This is a genomic window from Enterococcus sp. XAF26B05_ASV22 (assembly GCF_056727285.1).
Genome location: NZ_CM161538.1, coordinates 2,082,144 through 2,103,935 on the forward strand (window position 1 = coordinate 2,082,144; position 21,792 = coordinate 2,103,935).

Consider the following 21,792-nt stretch of genomic DNA (forward strand, 5'->3'; position numbering starts at 1 on the left):
CACTTTACAAAAACTATAAATGATTCAAGTATTGGACCAGAGAGGATGCTTTTTTCACTAGACTATCTTTTAAATGATCCGGTTCAATTTGTAAAATTGATTTTCCAAACCTTAGTATAAAACTCGTAATAAATTCTTCTTCCGCCGCATGATAAGAACCACTGATCAGATAGCCACCTTCAGTTACTTGGATTGACATTGACGGGTAGTTTTCTTTAGAAAAAATATCTTTTCCTTTTTCATCCACTTTGATTGAAAATGGTATCAGTTGTTCATTTTGATAGAAAGTCTCATCTTTCTCCAGTAAGTCTTCAAGCGATAAAGAAACCTGAGATTCTTCTTCTTCAAGTAACGTGATTTTGTCGCAACGAATGACACGTATTTGTTGCGTTTCAACATTCCAAATTCTAGCATACCATTGCCCCAATTTAGAAGAAAGCTTCACAAACTGAGCTTTGATCATCACACTTTCTTGTTTTTTATCATATCGAACGTTAAAAACTTTTTCATGAAGGATACCTTGGACGATTTCTTTCAAATATTGACTCGTATTGCTATGATTTACTTGCTCAAGCGAGACGATTTCACGCATTAATTGAAGTTCTTGGCGCAATTTCTCTGGCAAAACTTGGCTATATTTTAATTCAAGTGTGCTACTTTCGATAGTAAAGGGAGTAGAACGATACCCTTTCAGCGTCAATAACGCAAAATAGAGCGCATATATTTCACCTTCTGTAAACAAACCAGGGGCTACAATTCGTGTATCCAATAATTGATATTTACCATATCTGCCGAGTTCTGAATAAATCGGTAACCCTATTTCTTCAAGAGACTGTATATCGCGCAAGGCAGTACTTTTTGAAATTTGATAGCGCTCGATCAACTCTTTTAAATTAAAGCTATTTCTATCTGCCAAAAAAAGGATCATATCATTGATGCGTTCTGCTTTTTTCATAACCCCTCCTAAAAGGTAGCATGTTTTGATACCTTTAAACAGTATACTAAAGGCAGAAAGAAAATAAAAGAAATGAGGAATTCAAATGACTTTAGAAATTGCCGTATTTTTGTCCATGAATGGACGTGCTGGGGAAGCAATAGCTTTTTATAAACAGAATTTAGGTGCTGAAGAATTACTCGTCGTGACATATGAAGACATGGCAAAAAGAGAACTTAATTTCCAACTAACAGAAGAAAATAAACACTGTATTTCTCATTCAGTTTTGAAAGTGGGTAAGACTAAACTAATGATTGCAGAAGAAGCAATGGACGCTAGTCAATCGTTTAGAATTGGCAATAATTTCTCTTTGTGCATTCAAAGTGCAGATCAAAAAGAAATCCAAATGTTTTATTCTAATTTAACCTCAGATGACCGAGTAACAATCATTGTCCCGTTGAAACAAAATGTTTTCAGTGGTGCTTATGGTATCGTCCAAGATCCTTTTGGTGTACAAATTCAGTTGATGTATGATAACCGCTTGAAATGAGTAATTTCCAAAGGATAAGTAAAAGGCTAGGATATCACGCTATGCGTCTTATCCCAGCCTCTTATTTTTTTTACGAAAATTCAATTTCTTTTTTAGCCAGAGCTAAGCAACCAATTGTTCCCGGATCATCGTCTAGTTTTGGGATTACAATGTACTCTTTTAACGGAGGTGTTTTGACATATCCATTGATCAACTTTTCAAATTCCTGATGAACTTTCGCTAGCATGTGGCGCTGTTTCATTACTCCACCACCAAAAATGATAACATCCGGCGAAAGTATCAATGTCGTATTATATGCTGCTTGCGCAATATAATACGCTTCAATATCCCAAATTGGCTCTTCTTCACTTAATTCCTGCCCCTTTTTTCCAGCTCTTTTTTCAATTGCCGGTCCTGCTGCCATTCCTTCTAGACAATCATCATGAAATGGACAGCAGCCTTTAAACTGATCATCCGAATGGCGTCGAACGATCATATGCCCCATTTCAGGGTGACTAAATCCTTCAATAAAGCGTCCATCTTGAATAGCACCCGCTCCGACACCCGTACCAATCGTATAATAAACACAACTAGATAAATCTTTCCCACAACCAGCGACATATTCTCCATATGCCGCAGCATTTACATCTGTTGTAAATGCAATAGGAAGATCAAATTCTTTTTTCATTGCTCCAACAAAATCGTAGTTTTGCCAAGCTATTTTGGGTGTCGAGGTGATATGACCATACGTAGCTGATTCTTTTTGAATATCAATTGGACCAAACGAACCGATTCCAATCGCTTTTAAATTGTACTTTTTGAAAAATTCAATCACTAATGGCATTGTTTCCTCAGGTGTTGTTGTGGGAAAACTGACTTTCTCAATGATATCAAGATTATCAGTCCCAACACCACATACAAATTTTGTGCCGCCTGCTTCGATACTGCCTAACAATTTTTCTGTCATCTTTGTCACTCCTACATATATTTCGTATAGTTTGAAACTAAACTTACATTCATTTAAAATCAGTTGATCTTGTAGATTGTTCGACTTTTGTATACTGTTTCTGGAAATAGACGAATACCGCTAAAATCATCAAATTCAATGGCTCCTTGACTGATTTGTGTCTCTAATGTCAGTCCGCAATGGTTGACTAGTTTCTTCCCACGAACCTCCTGGCAGTCGTCACAAAATTGGGCTGTAGAAACTACTACTGCTAGTTGATCAGTCTACATGTTAACAGAAATCTCTTTATCTGGTACAGTAATTACTGCTTGATTCTTCCAGCAACACGCCCGACTGTTGCGCCAAGATATAAATCCTAATACAATATTCTGCATTTTTACTTTAGCTGGTACAATCAATTCAACGATTCTGACTCCTAAGTTCGTAACATTCACAGTCAGGTCGTTGTCATTCGTAAGCGAATACAAAACTGCCGTTTCACCAAATGTTTGATTATCGATTCTAACTACTTCATCTCTCTTCCGTTTAAAACCAATTTTTCAGTTGAGTAAACTAACCCTATTTTATCATTTTTTCCTAAATTTGTTGATTCAAATTTTATTTTAAGTAACTTTTGTTTATAATTACCATTTTTTTGTCACGTTGCACTTATAAACGTGAAGAGCTTGAGACATTTATAGACATCGATCCAAGTGGAAGACTGCAGACACATTTTACTTTAAAAAACAAATCATGAAAGTATTTATAAAATTTCTGCTTTTTTTTTTGGACATTATCCTCTTTCTTGAAGTTCTGTCGAGTTCATTTAGATCCTATTAACATGCTATTAGCTCTTGCTGTGTTTTCAAATAGTACAAAAAATAAGCCCCAGCTCATAAATGAGCTGAGTCTTATAACTATTGCAGTTTGAATTAACCTTCTGGGTTGGCGTTGGCATCTTTGATACCATACTTTTTGTTGAAACGGTCCACACGTCCGTCTGCTTGTGTAAATTTTTGACGTCCAGTATAGAATGGATGAGAGTCAGATGTAACTTCGACACGGATTACTGGATAAGTATTTCCGTCTTCCCACTCAGCTGTTTCATCAGAGTGCTTAGTAGAACCTGATAAAAATTTAAAACCTGTAGTTGAGTCCATAAAAATAACTGGGTGATATTCTGGATGGATATCTTGTTTCATAGTCTTTTCGCTCCTTTGCCCTGATCCATTTGCTGCATCAGAGTTTATTTGTCGGTATACAACAGTACTATAATAGCATGATTTGTTTATCGATGCAATTATCTTTTAATATTTTTTTTTGCTTGTCGACCGAAAGAAACATCATGAAATTCTTCGAAGAATTTCTGATTGTTTTTCGTTTTACGTAAAAATTTAACGAATTGTTCTGTGTATTCTAAAGAATCACCCGTCATATGATTACGCAGTTTCCATGTCTCTTCTAACTGCTCCGCTGACATTAATAAGTCTTCTTTTCGTGTACCTGATTTTTTGATGTCAATTGCAGGGAAAATACGACGATCTGCCAAATCACGAGAGAGATGTAGTTCCATATTCCCTGTTCCTTTAAATTCTTCAAAAATAACATCGTCCATCCGACTTCCCGTATCTACTAAAGCAGTGGCAAGAATCGTTAAACTTCCGCCCTCTTCAATATTTCTAGCAGCACCAAAGAAACGCTTAGGTTTATAAAAAGCAGCTGGGTCGATCCCTCCACTCAATGTACGACCGCTAGCTGGGATCACCAAGTTATAGGCACGAGCTAAACGGGTAATACTATCCATCAAAATAACCACATCTCGTTTATCTTCCACCAAGCGCATCGCTCGTTCCAAAACTAGTTCAGAAACACGAGTATGATTTTGTGGTTGCTGATCAAATGTCGAAGAGACAACATCACCTTTGACACTACGTTCTAAGTCGGTCACTTCTTCAGGCCGTTCATCGATCAATAATAAGATTAATTCTACATCTGGATAATTTTCCGAGATACCATTAGCAATTTCTTTTAACACGCTTGTTTTACCTGCTTTTGGAGGTGCAACGATCAATCCACGTTGACCAAATCCAACAGGAGAAAAAATGTCGATCATACGCGTCGATAGTCTACCAGGAGTTGTTTCTAATTTGATTTGTTTTTCGGGGTAAAGCGGTGTTAATGCTGGGAAATGCGGCCGCTCTTTTGCTTCTTCTGGATCTTTCCCGTTGACACTTTCAACATGCATCAAGCCATAATAACGTTCTGATTCTTTAGGCGGACGAGCTTTTCCTGCAACTTTGTCCCCATTACGTAAGCCAAATCGACGTATTTGAGAAGATGAGATATAAATATCTTCTGCACTAGGTCCATAATTGATTGGGCGTAAAAAACCATAGCCATCTTGAGAGACAATATCTAAAATTCCTTCCATAAAGAAAAAGCCTTGTTTCTCAGCTTGTGCTCTAATAACAGCTAAAGATAACTCTTTTTTATTCATTTGACTATAATAAGGGATCTTGAATTCTTTAGCATAAGAATAGATATCTTTTAATGTACTATTTTCAAGTTCCGCCATTGTTAAATAGTCACTCATTTAGCCACCTCGTTTTCTTCCTCAGTCTCAATCATTTGGATATCAGCACCAAGTGCTGTTAATTTTTCGATAATATGGTCATAGCCACGCAAAATATACTCTACATTGTAAATCGTTGTTGTACCTGTTGCCATTAATCCAGCGATTACTAAACAAGCACCGGCTCTAAGATCTGACGCGACAACTTCTGCTCCATGTAATTGTGTAGGGCCATTGAGCACGATCATATTACCTTCTATCGATGCATCTGCTCCCATACGCACTAATTCTGGAATATGCTTCGTGCGTTGCGCATAAATACTGTCAATAACTTCACCTGTTCCTTTAGCTTTTAACATCAAAGGGGTAATTGGTTGTTGTAAATCAGTTGCAAAACCTGGATAAGGATATGTTTTGACTGTAGTCATTTTTAAATCATGAGATGGGTGGACTTCGATCATATCTTCTTCGATCGTCATTTTAACACCCATTTCTTGCAATTTCGCAATAAAACTTTCTAGATGTTCATAAATCACATTACGAACTTTGATTCCTTCACCCATCGCAGCAGCCAACGCTAGGTAAGTACCCGCTTCGATTCGATCAGGAATGATGGAATGGCGGCAACCATGTAATTTTTTGACACCTTCGATTCTAATGATATCTGTTCCAGCACCACGGATGTTTGCCCCCATGTTATTCAATAATGTTGCAACATCGATAATTTCCGGTTCACGTGCAGCATTCTCAATAATTGTCTTGCCTTCTGCTTTAACAGCCGCTAACATCACATTGATCGTTGCTCCGATTGAAACCATATCCATAAAGATTCTCGTTCCATGAAGTCCGTCTTCTGTTCTTAAATACATGGCACCATGTTCATTTGTCACTTGAGCTCCAAGTGCTTCAAATCCTTTGATATGAAGATCGATTGGACGTGGTCCAAGGTAACAGCCTCCTGGAAGGCCAACCACCCCTTCACCAAACTTTCCAAGTAATGAACCCATAAAGTAATAGGACGCACGAAGACTATTGATTTTGCCTTTAGGCATGGGAACAGAAACGATTTCTGTTGGATCGATCACTAGTGTATTATCTGTAAAGGTTGTTTTAGCACCCATAATTTCTAATATTTCAATTAAAGAATGAACATCTTGAATATCAGGTACACCATCTAATGTTACTGGTGAATCAGCTAAGATAGCTGCGGGAATCAATGCCACTGCACTGTTTTTTGCGCCGCTGATACATACTTCTCCTGTTAATGGATGATTGCCATTGATTACGATTTTTTTCATTTATTATTCTCACCTATCTATGTAAAACAAATAGTTTTATTTTTTTGTAATATACCCAAACTATTCTAACACATTAAAGGACAATAAAAAAGACAACAGTGATTCGCTTTTCGTAATTTTCATTGATTTACTCGATTTTAATGTATTTTTCGAATATTTTCGAGCAAAACATGAGATTTAAACGATTATTTTCCAAAACAAAAAAAAGAAATAACAGCAATGCTGTTATTTCTTTTTTTAATTCATTATGCTTTGTTAGCAGAACCGAACCATTCAATACGTTGCTCTACTAATTCAGTAACAGCTTTTGTGCCTGGTGCTAATAATTTACGAGGGTCAAAGCCTTTACCTTCAAGATCTTTGCCTTCTTCAATGTATTTACGCGTTGCTGCAGCAAATACTTCTTGACACTCAGTATTCACGTTGATTTTAGAAACGCCCATAGAAATTGCTTTTTGAACTTGCTCTAAAGGAATACCTGATCCACCATGTAATACTAATGGAATGTCACCAACAGCGTCAGCGATTTCTTGTAAGTGGTCAAATGCTAAACCAGTCCAGTTGTCTGGGTATGAACCGTGGATGTTACCGATTCCGCATGCTAGGTAATCAATACCTGTAGCAACCATTTGTACACATTCTTGTACGTCAGCTAATTCGCCAGAACCAATGATTCCGTCTTCTTCGCCGCCGATTGAACCAACTTCACATTCTACAGAAACACCCTTAGCGTGTGCTTTTGCAACAACATCTTTTGCTTTTTCGATGTTTTCTTCGAATGGTAAGTGTGAACCATCAAACATAACTGATGTGTAGCCGATTTCGATACATTCTAATGCATCTTCATACTCACCGTGATCTAAGTGAAGAGCTACTGGTACAGTAATACCCATTGAATCGATTAAGTCTTTTACTAAATCGTAACATACTTGGTATCCGCCCATGTATTTAGCCGCACCCATAGAAGTTTGGATCAAAACTGGCGCTTTTTTAGCTTCTGCAGCTTCAAGGATCGCTTTTGTCCATTCTAGGTTGTTTGTGTTAAATCCTCCGACACCGTAGCCGCCTTTGCGAGCTGCTTTAAGAAATTCTGTTCCTGATACTAATGGCATAATAAAATTCCTCCTAAGTTTTAAAAAAACTTTATTTGTTAAGGATATCCTTAATCAACAGTTATATTTTAGCAGACTTTTTAGTACTTTTCTACTAAAATTGACTTTTTCAGAAAACTTTTGTCCAGACTTTCACAAAACTGTAGACACTTACTGCTTTTTGTATAAAAAAAGAGTGTATCAGCTAAGCTGCTACACTCACATTATTCGTAACATTATAACGATAACTGAAGCCAAAGAATTATCATTGTCATGAAAGAAATAAAGCTCATTAAACCATAGATGGTCCATTTAATTTGTTTCGGCACTCTTGATCTTTCTTTCTCATTGTGTAAACTTCGATAAAAAAGCAAACATATAACGAATCCAGGAATATTAAAGGATAATAATTGCTGAATGGTGTTGACTATTAAATAACTCCCCAATAAAGAATGCCGACTTTCACTTGAATGACCAATGATGTACAGGCCATACAACTGAAAAATCATCAACAACACGACAATACTCGCTAAAGTCAAACTTGGTATACTCGTAAAAATCATCCCCATTGGAACATTTTTAACTGTTGCTAAAGTGAAAAGATATGCACCAAATAATAACGGAACGAGCAACCAGTATCCACATAATAGCTGCCTCATTTTAGTTGGTTGCAGAAACAATGCCATTACATCCCCTCCTCAAATTCTTTATTCAAATATGTCACATATTTTCTAAAAATCAAATCCACCAATACACTCAATCCAACTAATGACTGAGCAATGTGTTCTTTCCCTGAAACAGTGAACGGGGTTGAATAATAAAAATAAGCATATTGTGCATGTTCTGCAAAAAAATTATGTGAAAACGTCGTGATTGCTACCACTGGGATTTTTCTTGCATTTAACGATAAAATATTTTGTTTGACATCATCCGTCTCACCACTTAAAGAAACAAACAACACAATATCTTCTTTTGTGATCATTGACATGCTGATATCCAGTTCTGTTTTAACAGGGATTATAATTGAACGCTTATCACAAATCATCAACATCTTTGAAAATTCTTCAATTACTTTTCTTTGTGAATAACCTGTTGCGTAACAATAAACAGTATTGGCTTTTTGAATTGCTTTACTTAGTAACGTAAAATCTGTCTGCTTGCGCCAACTTGACTGTATTTTCAATATCTTTTGTTTGTAGAGCGATTAAATCTGTTCCAGTTGTGGCAATAGTATGTTGCTTGGATTGCCGCATAAAATATTTAAACTCTGAATAACCAGAAAATCCTAATTTTTTTGTTAAACGTAATATCGAAGACTTAGAACTATGGACTTTTTCACCTAACTCAATAATGCTCAAGTGCATAAGATCTTGTTCATTTTCCAAAATATACCCTAATATAGTCCAATCCATTTCACTTAATTGTTTTTGATGTTTTTGCATCAATGTTTCTAAATCCATAACTGATCCCTCTTTTCCTTCGTATTCTTCCCTTAGTATAAAGGATGAAAATTCAAAACGATACTAAGGGAATCTACTAAGGAAAACTATTCTGAAAGGTAATCACGACAACTTAGGCCAAAATTCTTTATTCGCTTCCACTAAATCATCTAGTATTTCTTGGGCAATTCGAGCATTTGGCACAATTCTAGATAACATTATGGCTTGCCATAATTTTTGATACGATCCTTCTGTCCAAGCCTCAACAACTAATTTTTCGACAGCCACTTGTTGCTCCATGAGCCCTTTTTGAAAACGAGGAATTTTTCCTTGAACGACCGGTTCTGGTCCGTTACTGCCTACAACACATGGAACTTCTACCATTGCTGTTTCATCAAAATTGACAACAGCTCCTTGGTTCTCTACGATCAATAACATTCTTTCGTGAGTGTTATAGGCAATTGCTCTTGCTAAATCCACAATATAAGATGCATGCTCGTCTACTTCCAATGTCGTTCCTTTCGCTGTTCCTACTTTAGTAATACGATTACATTCTCCAAAGACATGCTTTTCACGTCCAGCCATTACTTCATTTGCTCGGGTATATTCTGGATTTGCATGCGCTACTTCATCTTGAGGATAAAAATAATATTTCAGATACGTATTTGGTAGTGTTGTTGGATCAACTGCAAAGACTTCTTTTGCTTTAGCAAACGTATGCATCCAACTAGCGTCTGTATGTTGTGATTCTTCGATTTCTTCTTTCAAAGAATATCCGTAATCTCTCACATGCTCCTTAATTTTTGGCATTAAATCATTGCCTTCTTTATCTCTGATGTCTGTCCACCAACCAAAGTGATTCAACCCATAATATCGAACCACCATTTCTTTTCTAGAACTTAACCCAACAGTTTTTGCCATCCGCTCTTCAATCCCAACCGGCATATCACAAATATTGATAATTTTAGTAGTAGGACGTAACTTCCGCGTAGCTTCAGCCACGATTGCTGCTGGATTTGAGTAGTTCAACATCCACGCATCTGGAGAGTATTTTTCCATATAATCGATCAATTCTAATACACCGCCAATAGAACGCATGCCATAAGCAATCCCTCCTGGTCCACATGTTTCTTGTCCAATCACCCCATATTTCAAAGGGATTTTCTCATCTTTCTCTCGCATCGCATATAAACCGACACGAATATGCGCCATTACAAAATCAACATCACTAAATGCAGTTTTTGGATCGGTTGTTGCCAGAAAATCTATGTCTGGCGCTTGCTCTTTGATGATGATTTCGCAAGCATCAGCAATTTGTTTTTGTCTTTCTGGATTATTGTCATAAAATTTGATTTGTCGAATCGGAAATTTCTCTAAATTATCTAATAACATTAAAACGATTCCTGGGGTAAAAGTACTTCCTCCACCTGCAATTACGATTGAAAATTTTTTCATTTTTTGTCCAGCTCCTTCATGTTTAATCATTTATTTGATGTTCATTTCCTAATGCTAATAAGTTCTCAAATTGCTCTCTGACCTGTGGCACATCCAAACCGACAATGACTTGAAAAGCAGTTCCATTTCTGACCACACCATGTGCCCCGCCTTCTTTAAAGGCGCCATCAGGCAACACAATTCCTTCATCTTTCACAGTGATCCGCAAACGTGTTGCACAATTTGTTACTTTTTCGATATTATCACTACCGCCAAAAGCTTCTAAGTAGACAGCTGCTTGATCTGTGTATTGATTCGCTCCTGCAATTGCAACGTCACCTAAAATGCCAGCTTTTTTTGCTTCCTTATAATCCTTTTTACTATACAATTTAACTTCCTGATCTTCCTCTCTTCCAGGAGTCGCAAAATTAAATTTCAAAATCAAGGCTCTAAAAACGACAAAATAAATCAACGTGAAGGATAACCCGATAATCAACTGGGTAAAAATCATCCCTTTGTGATTGGCAAATAACGGAATCCAGTTTTTTGCCAATAAATCAATGAAACCACCGCCCATATCTCCTACCACACCGAAGAAGTACATCGTTGCTGCCATCGTTGCTGCTAAAACTGCATGTAAAACAAATAACGGCGGTGCCACAAATAGGAACGTAAACTCCAACGGTTCAGTAATACCTGCTAAAACAGCTGTTAATGTTACTGGAATCAAGATCGCTAATACTTTTTTTCGCTTATCAGGCTTTGCAGTAAAATAAAACGCTGCTGCTATTCCTGGTGAAGCAAAAATTTTTGAATTTCCATGTAAAGCAAAGCCTCCCTGTGGAAATAGCTGTTTAATCGGCGTTGTCGTTTGTGCATACTCATTAAGATGAGCCATCCAATATTTTGTAATACCGTTCTCAACCACCGCAGGACCATACACAAATGGTGTGTAGATGAAATGGTGTAACCCAGTAGGGATCAAGATTCTTTCTAAAAATGTATACAACCAAACACCGAACGTACCAGCACTCGCTAAGAAAGTTTGCATGGAGCCGATACCCATTTGAATTTTTGGCCATACGAGACAGATTAGAAACGCGATCGGCAACATCGCGAAAAATCCTAAAATCGCAATCAACGATGACCCTTGGAAAATACCTAAAAAATCTGGTAACTTAGTATCAAAGTAGCGATTATGCAGCCAAACTACGATTGCTGAAATAAAAATGGCACCAATAATACCTGTATCCAATGTTTTGATGCCAGCAATCAGTTTCATCCCGCTATCGCCACCAGCTTCTTGGGCAAAATCGACACCAAAGAATGGACCGAAATATTCTAGCATACTACTAATAAAGTAATTACAGGTCAGATAAATCACAAAAGCTTCCATTGCTGCTCGAGCATTGGCTTTTTTGGCAAGTCCGATTGGTAACCCAATAACAAATAATAATTCCATTTGATTGAATACTGTCCACGCACCGCTTTCTAAAACAGACCAGACACCATACCAAACCGTTCCCTCATTTGCGATATTTCCAACAATAATTGGATTTTTAAAAATAATCGCAAGCGCTACCATTATTCCCGAAAATGAAAATAATAAGACTGGGGTGAACATTGCGCCTCCAAATCGTTGCACCTTCTCCATCACTAGTGAAACACCCTCCTTCTATTCATTTGTTTTACAAGTTAGTTATACCATCGTATGAATCCGCTATCAATAGATTGAAGAGGTTCTGGGAAGCTAGTTATTTGATAGAGAAAAAGTGTCAATGTCTGGGAAATTTATCAGACAAACTATTGCCTTTTAAAAAAAGAAAAACGTTCCTCAAAAACGCCGATTGATTCCGGAATTTTTGAGGAACTTGAAAAAGCGATTCTATTTTTATTTTGTTTTGTGTTTCTTCATTTCCGGGAAACTGCCAGTACTTTTAAAAATTCGTTGTTCATCTTCATTGGCAAAGCGTCCTAAAACAGAATTGGTAGGAATAATATTCATAAAAGCATTCTCATCCACTTCATAAACGATTTGCTCCAAATCATAAAGTTCGTAACGCGTAATCACCATCATGATCATCCGTCCTTCGACACCAGAATAACCGCCCATTGATGGTAGTAACGTCATCCCACGAATCATTTGTTTTGAAATCGCTTGAGTCACAACCTCAGGCTGAACGGTTACGATCATTGCGGTAACTTTTTGGTGGCTCGTATGGATCGTGTCAACAACTTGGGTCATACAATAAATTGAAATAATCGTATATAATGCACTTTCCCAATCAAAAACAAAACCAGCTATCGCCACAATGATACCGTTCAACATAAACATATAATTACCAACTGTTTTCCCAGTCGTCTTCGATAGAACTAATGAAATAACATCCATTCCTCCAGTTGTAAACCCCATTTTAAGAGATAAACCTGCACCGATGCCAATCAGTACGCCACCTGCAATGGCATTCATCAATGGATTGGTAGTAATCACTTCGATTGGGATCAAAATGGTCGTTAATGAAACCCATGCGACATTTAGAAAACTGTAAATTGTTGATTCTTTCCCAAGCCTCATAAACCCTAAAACAAAAATCGGAATATTTAATAACAAAATAAATAGACCTGTATCTATAGTAATTCCAAGATGTGTGTACAATAAAGTTGCGATGATTTGCGCAACACCATTCATACCAGCAGAAAAAACTTTTGCTGGAATCAAAAAGAAATTCAAACTGATTCCTACTAATATCCCAGTCACAAAAATAACAGCGAACTTTTTCAACGTCTCACTTTGTTTATAAGAAATAACCCATTTACTCATCCCAAAACCGCCTCCTTATATGAAAAACCTCAATCTACATTAATAGATAGGGTACTTACTTCAATAGATAAATTCCCACGAATTAGAATAACAGTTTGCCAAAAAAAAGAAAAGAAAAAACGATAAAAATGAGGATTATTTTAGTCTCACTCACTCTCAATTCCATCGTTTCTTTTTCTAGAACAGAACTTTGTCTTAAAAAAGTATTTTAGACTTGTTTCTTCCCTATTTAATGGTACTATAAAGTAAGAAATAATGAGAGGAGATCACCCAATGGCCGCAAAAGAAGCAAGTTTCGATGTAACATCTGAAATGAATATAGAAGAAGTCAAAAACGCGATCCAAATCGCACTGAAAGAAATCAAAAATCGTTTTGACTTCAAAGGTTCGATTGCTGATATAAAATTAGAAAATAACAAGTTAATGATAGTCGCAGAAGACGACTATAAAATTGAACAAGTAAAAGATGTCTTGTTTAGTAAGCTAGTTAAACGAGCAGTTCCGATAAAAAACATCCATTTCTCAGAAAGTGAAAAAGCACTTGGTGGTTCTGCACGTCAGTATGGTGATTTAATTAGCGGGATCGATCGTGATAATGCTAAAAAAATCAATGTCGCAATCAAAAATTCTGGTATCAAAGTCAAATCACAAATTCAAGAAGATCAAATCAGAGTCACCGGGAAAAGTCGTGATGATTTACAAAAAGTGATTACATTGCTTCGAAATTTAGATTTACCTGTAGAATTACAGTTTACGAATTTCCGTTAATTGAAAAGCATAACTAGCTGAAACAATTTGTTTCTAAGCTTGTTATGCTTTTTATTTTATTCACTCAAAAAATCAGCTAACGCCTGTTGATCTTTCCCGCTATTTAAGCCAACGATCAAGCGAATTCGAGCTTTTGGTCCGTTTAATCCTCTAGAAAAAATAATACCCATTTTCTTTAAATTAACACCGCCGCCTTCATAGTCGTAAATATCTTCAGCAATTCCATTCGAACAGCGAGAAACTAAAACAATAGGGATATTCCTAGCCAAGAGTCTCTCTAATGATGGTAATGTCTCTGGCGGAAGATTCCCCGCACCTAAAGCTTCTATCACAATACCGTCTGTCCGATCATTATCCACTAAATCAAATAAACTACCGTCCATTCCAGCATAGGCTTTGATCACGTATACTTCGCCCGTCACACTTTGGATATCGCAGACTTCTTGCGGGCGTACTTCACTAGCAAAAAAAGTTCGTTCTTTCGCAATCATACCAATTGGACCAAATGTCGGTGTTCGAAACGTTGCAACATTTGTAGTATGGGTTTTCGTGACATAACGAGCGGTATGAATTTCATCATTCATCACAACAAGCACACCTTTACCAAAAGATTCATCTGAACATGCTGTCCAAACTGCACTAATAAAATTGTATAAACCATCTGTCCCAATTTCGTTGCTTGAACGCATAGCGCCTGTTAAGACAACAGGAATTTCGTTTTCAAGCGTAATATCTAAAAAATAGGCTGTTTCCTCTAATGTATCTGTGCCATGCGTGATTACGACTCCATCGATATTTTCTTTGTATGCTTTTTGGATTCGCTCTTTTAATTCCAACATCCTTTCTAAGGTCATATGAGGTGAAGGAATATTAAAAATGGCTTCTACAACTAAATTTACTTTCCCTGCTACTAATTCTTCTTGATTGAGAAGCGGATTCCTATTGTTTGTCGTGACATTGCCATCTACCTCCTTTGACATCGAAATCGTGCCACCTGTATGTAATACTAGGATTGTTTTCATACTTTAGTCTCCCTATGATCATTTTATTCAGATATTTTGGTGAATTTTTGCTCAAAAAAGAGCCGATAATTAGACCTTCGGCTTTTTTTATAGTCATTATACTTAATAAAAAACAAAGAGTAAATTTTACAACTCAACTCTTTTTTAGTATACCAGTAAGAGAGCTTTTTTCCTATTATCTTCTGCTTAATTTAAATCCCAAAACTGCTGTATAAGATGCTTGGTCTGCTCATGGGAACTAGATATTTGAACCTGATTCCAATGAGGAGGAAAAAATCGTTGAACAGCAGCTGTTGAAAAACGTTGATCTAAAAGTAATACGACGCCTTTATCCTCTGTATCTCTAATAACTCTCCCTGCTGCCTGCAATACTTTATTCATTCCAGGAATTTGATACGCAAATTGAAAGCCTTGATTTTTCTGCTGATCATAATAACCTTTGACCAATTCTTGTTCATGATTGATTTGCGGCAAACCAACACCAACGATTGCCGTGCCGATCAAGCGATTGCCTTTTAAATCGATTCCTTCTGAAAAAATACCACCTAGAACACAGAAGCCAACGACTGTTTCTGTTGGTTCTAGAACAAAGTCCCCTAAAAAGGCTTCTCGTTCTGCTTCATTCATCATACTCGCTTGAATCTTTGTTTTAATGTGGGGATTTTTTTCTCGGAACTGCTCATAAATGATATCCATATAGGAATAGGACGGAAAGAAAACGAAGTAATTGCCTTGCTTTTGCTCAATCATGTTCGTCAAACTTTCGATGATTTTTTCATAGCTCTTTTCACGTTCTTTATAGGTCGTTTGGATGTACTTCTCAATCACTAATAATTGATTTTCTTTTGGGAAAGGGCTAGGAATTCGATAACGTAAACTCTCCTCTCCTCCCCCTAAAATTTCCTGATAGTAATCTAATGGGGTTAAACTTGCTGAAAATAAAATACTGGCCTTTCCTTTGTCTAACTTTTGCTGCAAGAGATAGCTTGGATCGATACAAAATTGCTTGACGAGGATATCATAATTTTGACAATTCACATATGTACAATAATGATCATCGTACCCCTCACTGATTTTCGTATAATTCAGCAACTCAAAATAAATGGACAAGATTTGATTTAGCTCAACATGCTCTTGATTTTCGGGGAGCCATTCTTTGATTTTTTCAGCTAGTCCATAAGCAGCTTTTACAAGAGAGTCAATCGGCGCATTCTGGTGTAAAAACTCTTTTCCTTCTTCATCGCAGACTTGCTTGATTTTTTCAAATTCTTTTTCAACTTTATTCAATGCTCGGATCAATTTAGTCTGCTTTTTTCCCAGTATCTGCTTCAGTGATAGTAGCTTACTTTTAGACAAAACGGCTGAATACATTTCCCTAGAACGATTAACTAAATTATGAACCTCATCTACCAAAAAGATGTTTTCTTTTACTTCGGTCTGCTCTTCAAAAAAGCGTCTTAAATAAACAACTGGATCAAATAAATAATTATAATCACAGATCACTAAATCACACCACAAACTGACATCTAATGACAATTCGAATGGACATAAAGTGTGCTTGCGTGCATATCTTTCAATGGTTTCACGTGTAAATTGATTTTCGTTGTTTAATAAATCCCACAACCCTTCATTCAAACGATCATAATACCCATTTGCAAAAGGGCAAGCTTCTGGTGTACAATTTCGTTCTGTTAAAAAACAGATTTTATCTTTAGCTGTTAACGTGACACTTTTTAACTGCATATCTTTTTGTTTCATTGCTTCTACAGCATCTTCCGCGACTTGACGAGTGATTGTTTTGGCCGTTAAATAGAAAGCTCTTTCTGCATGTTCTTCACCGATTGCTTTTAGGGTGGGAAATAATGTCGAAATCGTTTTACCTGTTCCAGTCGGTGCTTCGACAAATAGTTTTTGATCACTTAGTATCGTTTTATAAGCAGCAACAGCTAATTCCCTTTGACCCGTTCGATAATCGCCATAAGGAAAAGGCAATTGTTGCAAAGATCGATTCCGAATATTGCGCCAATTCGCTTTAAAAATCAGCCACTGTTCGTATTTCTGTGTTAACTCATCAAAGAATCCTTTGAGCTCTTCTTTCGTCAATGTTTGTTCTTGTCGAGTAATTTCTTCGGTTGTCGTTTGGTAATAGGTCAACTGTAACGTGATTTCAGCCAAGTCTTCTTGTTGGCAATAAATATGTCCATAGCACATCACTTGATACCAATACATATCTATTTGCTCTTGCAACAACTCCGAAAAAGCTGGTTCCGAGGTTTTGATTTCGTCAATTACAGTTCGTTTTTTATCATCAATAAAAATTCCATCTGCACGACCTTCAATTATGTATGTTTGTTCGTTTAATTCTATGTTTATAGCAAGTTTGATCTCTTTTTGATACTTCTCTCCGGCTGTTTTTTGAAGATTCCGATGGATCTTTGCTCCTTCCAGCGCTGTATGTTCACTTGTATGCCTAGCGTTGATACTCCCTCTGCGCAAAATAAATTCCACTAATCTGCGGACTGCGATTCTTTGCGTGTTCTGCATGTTCGATCCCACCTATCATGTTCTTATTATAGAACATACATTCGCAAAATAAAAGAGGAGAAAGAAACTTTTATTTTTAGAATCAAGGTGGGGAGTTCAAACATTTCTATTCTCTTTTGAAAAGCCTTACTTCCGAAAGGTGGAACTCAAGTTGAATAATCACTATTTATTTTGACATACTCATAACTTAAATCACAACCAATCACTTCAACTGTTTCCTTCCCTTGATGCAAATCAATTGTTAAATAAATATCTTCATTTTGTTTAATGTACTCAGCAATCTTGTTTATATTTTGTTTCTCTTCATTATTCTTTGAGAAAATTGGATAATGGCCATAATAGATTTCTACATTATTCTGATCAAACACTAACCCTTCTGTCTTACCAAGTGCCATTGCAATACGTCCCCAATTAGGATCATGGCCAAATAACGCGGTTTTTACTAAAGGAGAGTTGATAATCGATTTTCCAGCATTCTTGGCTTGCTCTTTATTTTCTGCATTTTTGACAGTGACAAACATCGTCTTTGTTGCGCCTTCAGCATCTTTTACTATATCTAACGCTAATTCCTTACAGATTTGATTCAAGGCACTTTGCATTTCCGTATTTTCGACTTCATGATGACCACTGGCTAAAAAGGCTACTGTGTCACTTGTACTTGTATCTGTATCGATACTGATGGTGTTAAATGATTGATCAACCGCTATTTTCAACATAGGATAAATCTCTTGTTTTGCTACTTTTGCATCTGTTAAAATATATGCCAACATCGTTGCCATATTCGGTTCTATCATGCCTGAACCTTTGACAATCCCTAAAATCGTTGCATCGCCAACCGACAAGCTACGTACCTTGATTCGTTGATCCGTAGTTAAAATCGCATGTGCGAAATCTTCATAATTTTCCTGTAAATCAATTGACTCCGCCTCTAAAAAATTCTCAATACTATCAATAGGAAGCTGTGGTCCAATTACACCTGTAGAAGAAGGTAAGATATTTTCTTTTTTGATTGTGAACTGCTTTGATAGTTTATCTAAAATTTTATATTCATTTTCTCTGCCTATTTTACCAGTCGCAACATTCGCAATACCACTTGTGACGACGACTGCTTGTAATTCAGCATTTTTCACGTGTTCTTTGCCGATGGGAATACACTCTCCACAAAATGTATTTTTTGTAAAAACGGCCGCAGCGTGACAGACGTTATCTGCTACGATCAACCCAAAATCTTTTCTTTTTTTCTTGATCCCAACATGTGTCCCATAGAACTTAAATCCCTTTGGTGTAACTTCATACTCTTTCATTAATAACACCTTCCCGTACATGATCAACTTACTTTAAAAAAATTTATTTATCCAATTTTATAAAAGTATAAAACAACAAGTGAAGATAGTCAATGTATTTTATATCACTTTTTAACTTAATAAAGTTTTTTTATGCAATTAAATAGGAATATTACGCATAAAAATGTACTAAAAAGAGTATTTACATACAAAAAAACACCCAGATTTATCTGGGTGTTTTCAAGTCAATCGACGAATTAATTATTTTTACCAAAAATACGTAAGAATGCTAAGAACAAGTTAATGAAATCAAGATATAACTGTAATGCGAAAAATACAGCAATACCTGTACCTGCTTGTCCACCAGTCTCATTGTAAACTTGACGAATTCTTTGATTGTCATACGCTGTAATTCCTGCAAAAATCAACACCATCAAAATTGAGATGAAAAATGAAACTGCGCTACTGCGTAGGAAAAAGAAATTAATCACCATTGCAATGATAATTCCGATCAACGCACTATACGCTGCGTGACCCATTGCAGATAAGTCTTTTTTTGTAAACATACCAACTAGTGACATTGCACCGAATGTTGCTGCCGCACTAACAAATGCACTCACAACTGTCGCTTGCGCATATAGTAGCAGTGTCGCAGATATTGTTACACCATTTAAAACAGAATAAACTAAAAATCCACCGACCGCTAAACTAGGATTCTTTTGTGCTCGAACTCCTAGAAATAGTACTAGCCCAATTTGGACGATCCATAAGCCAAAAAATAACGCTGTTGAATTCAACAATGTTACCAGAACCATTGGAAATACATTTAAAATCAGATAAGAAACTAAAGCACTAACGCCGATTCCCATCGCTAAAAACGCATAAATCTTCGAATAGAATTTATTCAAGCCAACATTGGCTACTGCTCCATTATTCATTTATTTCTCCTTCTTTCTCTTCTAAATCTGTTATTGTCACTTGAGGTGGCTGCACCATTACAACCGCATCAAGTACTCGATCTTCTTCCTCATTTACGACTTCAATCGAAATCGTTACAACGTCTTTCATCTTATCCACTTTGATCACTTCGAACTTGAATGTCAACGTTTCATAATGAAATACTGGCTCTACAAAATTCACCGAAAAATTGACCACATGAGATCCTGGTCCTGGTAAATGCTTGGAAATAGCACTTGTAATAATTCCCATCAGCATGATCGATGGGACGATTGGTTTGCCATATTCTGTTTTTTGGGCATAATCATGTTGGATATATAAAGGATTGGCATCGTTTGTTAAGCCCAAATAAAGAAGTAACTCTTTATCTTCAATGGATTCGGTTAAAGACAGCGAATCGCCTTCCTCAATATCTTCGATGGTTTTGCCTAATCTTCTCGGTTTTCCGATATTCAAATTAGTACACCTCCACTAATGATAAGATAATTGTACCAAAATGACGACAAAAGGCAAGTTAAAAAGAAGGGGCTTCAACAAATCCTAAAACTCTTCGTTGAAATCCCTTCTTAGCAATAGCTTTTTAAGAAAGAATTATTTTATAATACGCTTCTTGTTGTATTACTTAATAATGTTTCGTATGCTTGTTCAAATTTTTGAACATCACCGGCACCCATGAAGACCATTACAGCATCTTCATGATCTAAAAGTGGAGATACATTATCTTCTTTGATGACTTGCCCACCTTTTTGAATTTTATTTCCTAGGTCCTCAATTTTAACATCACCTTTTTGTTCTCTAGCAGAGCCAAAGATATCGCAAAGGTAAACAGCATCTGCCAAATCTAATGCTTCAGCAAACTCGTCCATCAATGCAATTGTACGTGTAAACGTGTGTGGTTGAAATACTGCAATAATTTCTTTATCTGGGTATTTTTGACGCGCCCCATCAATCGTTGCAATAATCTCAGTTGGGTGATGAGCATAATCGTCCACTATGATCATGTCAGATACTTTTTTCTCTGTAAAGCGGCGTTTAACCCCTTCAAATGTTAGCATCTCTTCTGCTACTTTTTCCATATCTAATTTTTCAAAATACGCTACAGCAATTACACCTAACGCATTCATAATATTATGTTGACCAAAGGCAGGTAAAACAAAGTGCCCAACGAAATCGTCTTTATGGTAAACATCAAAAGAAGAACCTTGTGTTGTCCGTTTAATATTTTTAGCTTGGATATCATCGTCCTCTGCTAAGCCATAATAATAGACCGGTACATCTGTTTTTAGCATGCGTAAGTACTTATCATCACCATAAGCAAAAATTCCTTTTTTGACTTGATCTGCCATTGTTTGAAATGCAGAAAATACATCTTCTATACTCTTAAAATAATCAGGATGGTCAAAATCGATATTCGTCATGATTGCATAATCCGGAGAATACGCTAAGAAATGACGGCGGTACTCACAAGCTTCAAAAGCGAAAAATTCAGCATTAGGGTCACCATGACCTGTCCCATCACCGATCAAATAACTTGTTGGCGCGATCCCTGTCAAAATATGAGAAAGTAAACCTGTTGTGCTTGTTTTCCCATGTGAACCTGTTACAGCAACACTTGTGTACGGTTGGATAAAACGTCCTATAAAATCATGATAACGAATGATTTCCGCACCTAATTCTTTGGCACGAACCAACTCTTCATGTGTATCTGGAAATGCATTTCCAGCAATAACGATCATATCTTTTGCAATATTGTCCGCATTGAATGGTAAAATTGTAATACCAACTTTTTCTAAATCACGTTGAGTGAAAAAATATTCATCCACATCAGAACCTTGTACTTGGTATCCTTTTTCAAATAACACAAGCGCCAACGAACTCATTCCTGATCCTTTGATCCCGACAAAATGATGTAATTTATTCTCTTGATTGCTCATTTTAATCCTCTTCTCTTATTCTCTATATAAAACGTCTTTTTTAGGTCTTTTTCAATCATACGGAACCCATTATCATACAAAATTGTGAAATAATCAACCAAAAAAAACTGTCCCTCTTCTTACAAGAGTTAAAGAGACTCCCTTGTATTGATAGTTGCGTATCTCTATATTAGTGTGTTCGTCTTGATTTGCAGTAAAAAGCTGAGACAAAACCAAATAG

General features: G+C 36.5%; 21 protein-coding genes. 2 read left to right on the forward strand and 19 right to left on the reverse strand.

Annotation, left to right across the window (positions count from 1 at the left end; genetic code table 11):
• Positions 1–13 precede the first annotated feature (13 nt).
• The gene (locus AC1PU0_RS10365; RefSeq protein ID WP_206835206.1) at positions 14–955 is read right to left on the reverse strand and encodes a helix-turn-helix transcriptional regulator; all 942 of its coding nucleotides are present in this window, start codon (positions 953–955) and stop codon (positions 14–16) included.
• A gap of 85 nt (positions 956–1,040) precedes the next feature.
• On the opposite strand from AC1PU0_RS10365, the gene AC1PU0_RS10370 reads away from it, so the two are divergent.
• Positions 1,041–1,484 (forward strand): VOC family protein, encoded by a 444-nt coding sequence (locus AC1PU0_RS10370; RefSeq protein ID WP_069654371.1) that lies wholly within the window; start codon positions 1,041–1,043, stop codon positions 1,482–1,484.
• A 70-nt stretch (positions 1,485–1,554) separates the two neighbouring features.
• Here the strand turns inward: AC1PU0_RS10370 and scrK are convergent, their stop codons facing one another.
• The 12 genes from scrK to AC1PU0_RS10430 all read right to left on the reverse strand — a co-directional run bounded on the left by scrK (position 1,555) and on the right by AC1PU0_RS10430 (position 13,064).
• On the reverse strand, positions 1,555–2,430 hold the full coding sequence (scrK, locus tag AC1PU0_RS10375; protein ID WP_206849582.1) for a fructokinase ScrK: 876 nt from the start codon (positions 2,428–2,430) through the stop codon (positions 1,555–1,557).
• 263 nt (positions 2,431–2,693) lie between these two features.
• Positions 2,694–2,897 (reverse strand): hypothetical protein, encoded by a 204-nt coding sequence (locus AC1PU0_RS10380; protein WP_242596569.1) that lies wholly within the window; start codon positions 2,895–2,897, stop codon positions 2,694–2,696.
• A 444-nt stretch (positions 2,898–3,341) separates the two neighbouring features.
• Complete coding sequence (locus AC1PU0_RS10385) at positions 3,342–3,611, reverse strand: type B 50S ribosomal protein L31 (protein WP_069654216.1); 270 nt, start codon at positions 3,609–3,611, stop codon at positions 3,342–3,344.
• A 98-nt stretch (positions 3,612–3,709) separates the two neighbouring features.
• A complete protein-coding gene (gene rho, locus AC1PU0_RS10390) occupies positions 3,710–5,002 on the reverse strand; it encodes a transcription termination factor Rho (protein WP_111247497.1) in 1,293 nt (430 codons plus the stop codon).
• The gene (locus AC1PU0_RS10395) at positions 4,999–6,279 is read right to left on the reverse strand and encodes a UDP-N-acetylglucosamine 1-carboxyvinyltransferase (protein ID WP_206849583.1); all 1,281 of its coding nucleotides are present in this window, start codon (positions 6,277–6,279) and stop codon (positions 4,999–5,001) included. The genes rho and AC1PU0_RS10395 overlap by 4 nt, the downstream gene beginning before the upstream one ends.
• Before the next feature lie 245 nt (positions 6,280–6,524).
• A complete protein-coding gene (locus AC1PU0_RS10400; RefSeq protein WP_010760933.1) occupies positions 6,525–7,391 on the reverse strand; it encodes a class II fructose-bisphosphate aldolase in 867 nt (288 codons plus the stop codon).
• A 215-nt stretch (positions 7,392–7,606) separates the two neighbouring features.
• Positions 7,607–8,056, reverse strand: a complete 450-nt coding sequence (locus AC1PU0_RS10405; RefSeq protein WP_206849584.1) for a hypothetical protein — start codon at positions 8,054–8,056, stop codon at positions 7,607–7,609.
• The gene (locus AC1PU0_RS10410; RefSeq protein ID WP_479998300.1) at positions 8,056–8,553 is read right to left on the reverse strand and encodes an SIS domain-containing protein; all 498 of its coding nucleotides are present in this window, start codon (positions 8,551–8,553) and stop codon (positions 8,056–8,058) included. Before AC1PU0_RS10410 ends, AC1PU0_RS10405 begins: the two co-directional genes overlap by 1 nt.
• The gene (locus AC1PU0_RS10415) at positions 8,501–8,830 is read right to left on the reverse strand and encodes a MurR/RpiR family transcriptional regulator (protein WP_479998302.1); all 330 of its coding nucleotides are present in this window, start codon (positions 8,828–8,830) and stop codon (positions 8,501–8,503) included. Before AC1PU0_RS10415 ends, AC1PU0_RS10410 begins: the two co-directional genes overlap by 53 nt.
• 102 nt (positions 8,831–8,932) lie before the next feature.
• On the reverse strand, positions 8,933–10,264 hold the full coding sequence (locus AC1PU0_RS10420; protein ID WP_206849607.1) for a 6-phospho-alpha-glucosidase: 1,332 nt from the start codon (positions 10,262–10,264) through the stop codon (positions 8,933–8,935).
• Between the two features lie 22 nt (positions 10,265–10,286).
• Positions 10,287–11,900, reverse strand: a complete 1,614-nt coding sequence (locus tag AC1PU0_RS10425) for an alpha-glucoside-specific PTS transporter subunit IIBC (protein WP_206849585.1) — start codon at positions 11,898–11,900, stop codon at positions 10,287–10,289.
• Between the two features lie 234 nt (positions 11,901–12,134).
• A complete protein-coding gene (locus tag AC1PU0_RS10430) occupies positions 12,135–13,064 on the reverse strand; it encodes a YitT family protein (RefSeq protein WP_206849587.1) in 930 nt (309 codons plus the stop codon).
• A 273-nt stretch (positions 13,065–13,337) separates the two neighbouring features.
• On the opposite strand from AC1PU0_RS10430, the gene AC1PU0_RS10435 reads away from it, so the two are divergent.
• On the forward strand, positions 13,338–13,832 hold the full coding sequence (locus AC1PU0_RS10435) for a YajQ family cyclic di-GMP-binding protein (RefSeq protein ID WP_111247502.1): 495 nt from the start codon (positions 13,338–13,340) through the stop codon (positions 13,830–13,832).
• Between the two features lie 56 nt (positions 13,833–13,888).
• Here the strand turns inward: AC1PU0_RS10435 and AC1PU0_RS10440 are convergent, their stop codons facing one another.
• The 6 genes from AC1PU0_RS10440 to murC all read right to left on the reverse strand — a co-directional run bounded on the left by AC1PU0_RS10440 (position 13,889) and on the right by murC (position 21,572).
• Positions 13,889–14,854 carry an asparaginase gene (locus tag AC1PU0_RS10440; protein ID WP_206849589.1) on the reverse strand — a complete coding sequence of 322 codons (966 nt, stop codon included), beginning with the start codon at positions 14,852–14,854 and terminating at the stop codon, positions 13,889–13,891.
• A 186-nt stretch (positions 14,855–15,040) separates the two neighbouring features.
• Positions 15,041–17,398 (reverse strand): ATP-dependent DNA helicase, encoded by a 2,358-nt coding sequence (locus tag AC1PU0_RS10445; RefSeq protein WP_206849591.1) that lies wholly within the window; start codon positions 17,396–17,398, stop codon positions 15,041–15,043.
• Positions 17,399–17,544: 146 nt separating this feature from the next.
• Positions 17,545–18,702, reverse strand: coding sequence for a bifunctional glutamate N-acetyltransferase/amino-acid acetyltransferase ArgJ (gene argJ, locus AC1PU0_RS10450; protein WP_206835244.1), 1,158 nt, complete (start codon positions 18,700–18,702; stop codon positions 17,545–17,547).
• A 236-nt stretch (positions 18,703–18,938) separates the two neighbouring features.
• Positions 18,939–19,619, reverse strand: a complete 681-nt coding sequence (locus tag AC1PU0_RS10455; RefSeq protein WP_111247506.1) for a Bax inhibitor-1/YccA family protein — start codon at positions 19,617–19,619, stop codon at positions 18,939–18,941.
• Positions 19,612–20,094: a MaoC family dehydratase gene (locus tag AC1PU0_RS10460; RefSeq protein ID WP_111247507.1), complete on the reverse strand. Its 483-nt coding sequence runs from the start codon at positions 20,092–20,094 to the stop codon at positions 19,612–19,614. The genes AC1PU0_RS10455 and AC1PU0_RS10460 overlap by 8 nt, the downstream gene beginning before the upstream one ends.
• Before the next feature lie 140 nt (positions 20,095–20,234).
• A complete protein-coding gene (murC, locus tag AC1PU0_RS10465) occupies positions 20,235–21,572 on the reverse strand; it encodes a UDP-N-acetylmuramate--L-alanine ligase (RefSeq protein WP_206849593.1) in 1,338 nt (445 codons plus the stop codon).
• Positions 21,573–21,792: the final 220 nt, after the last annotated feature.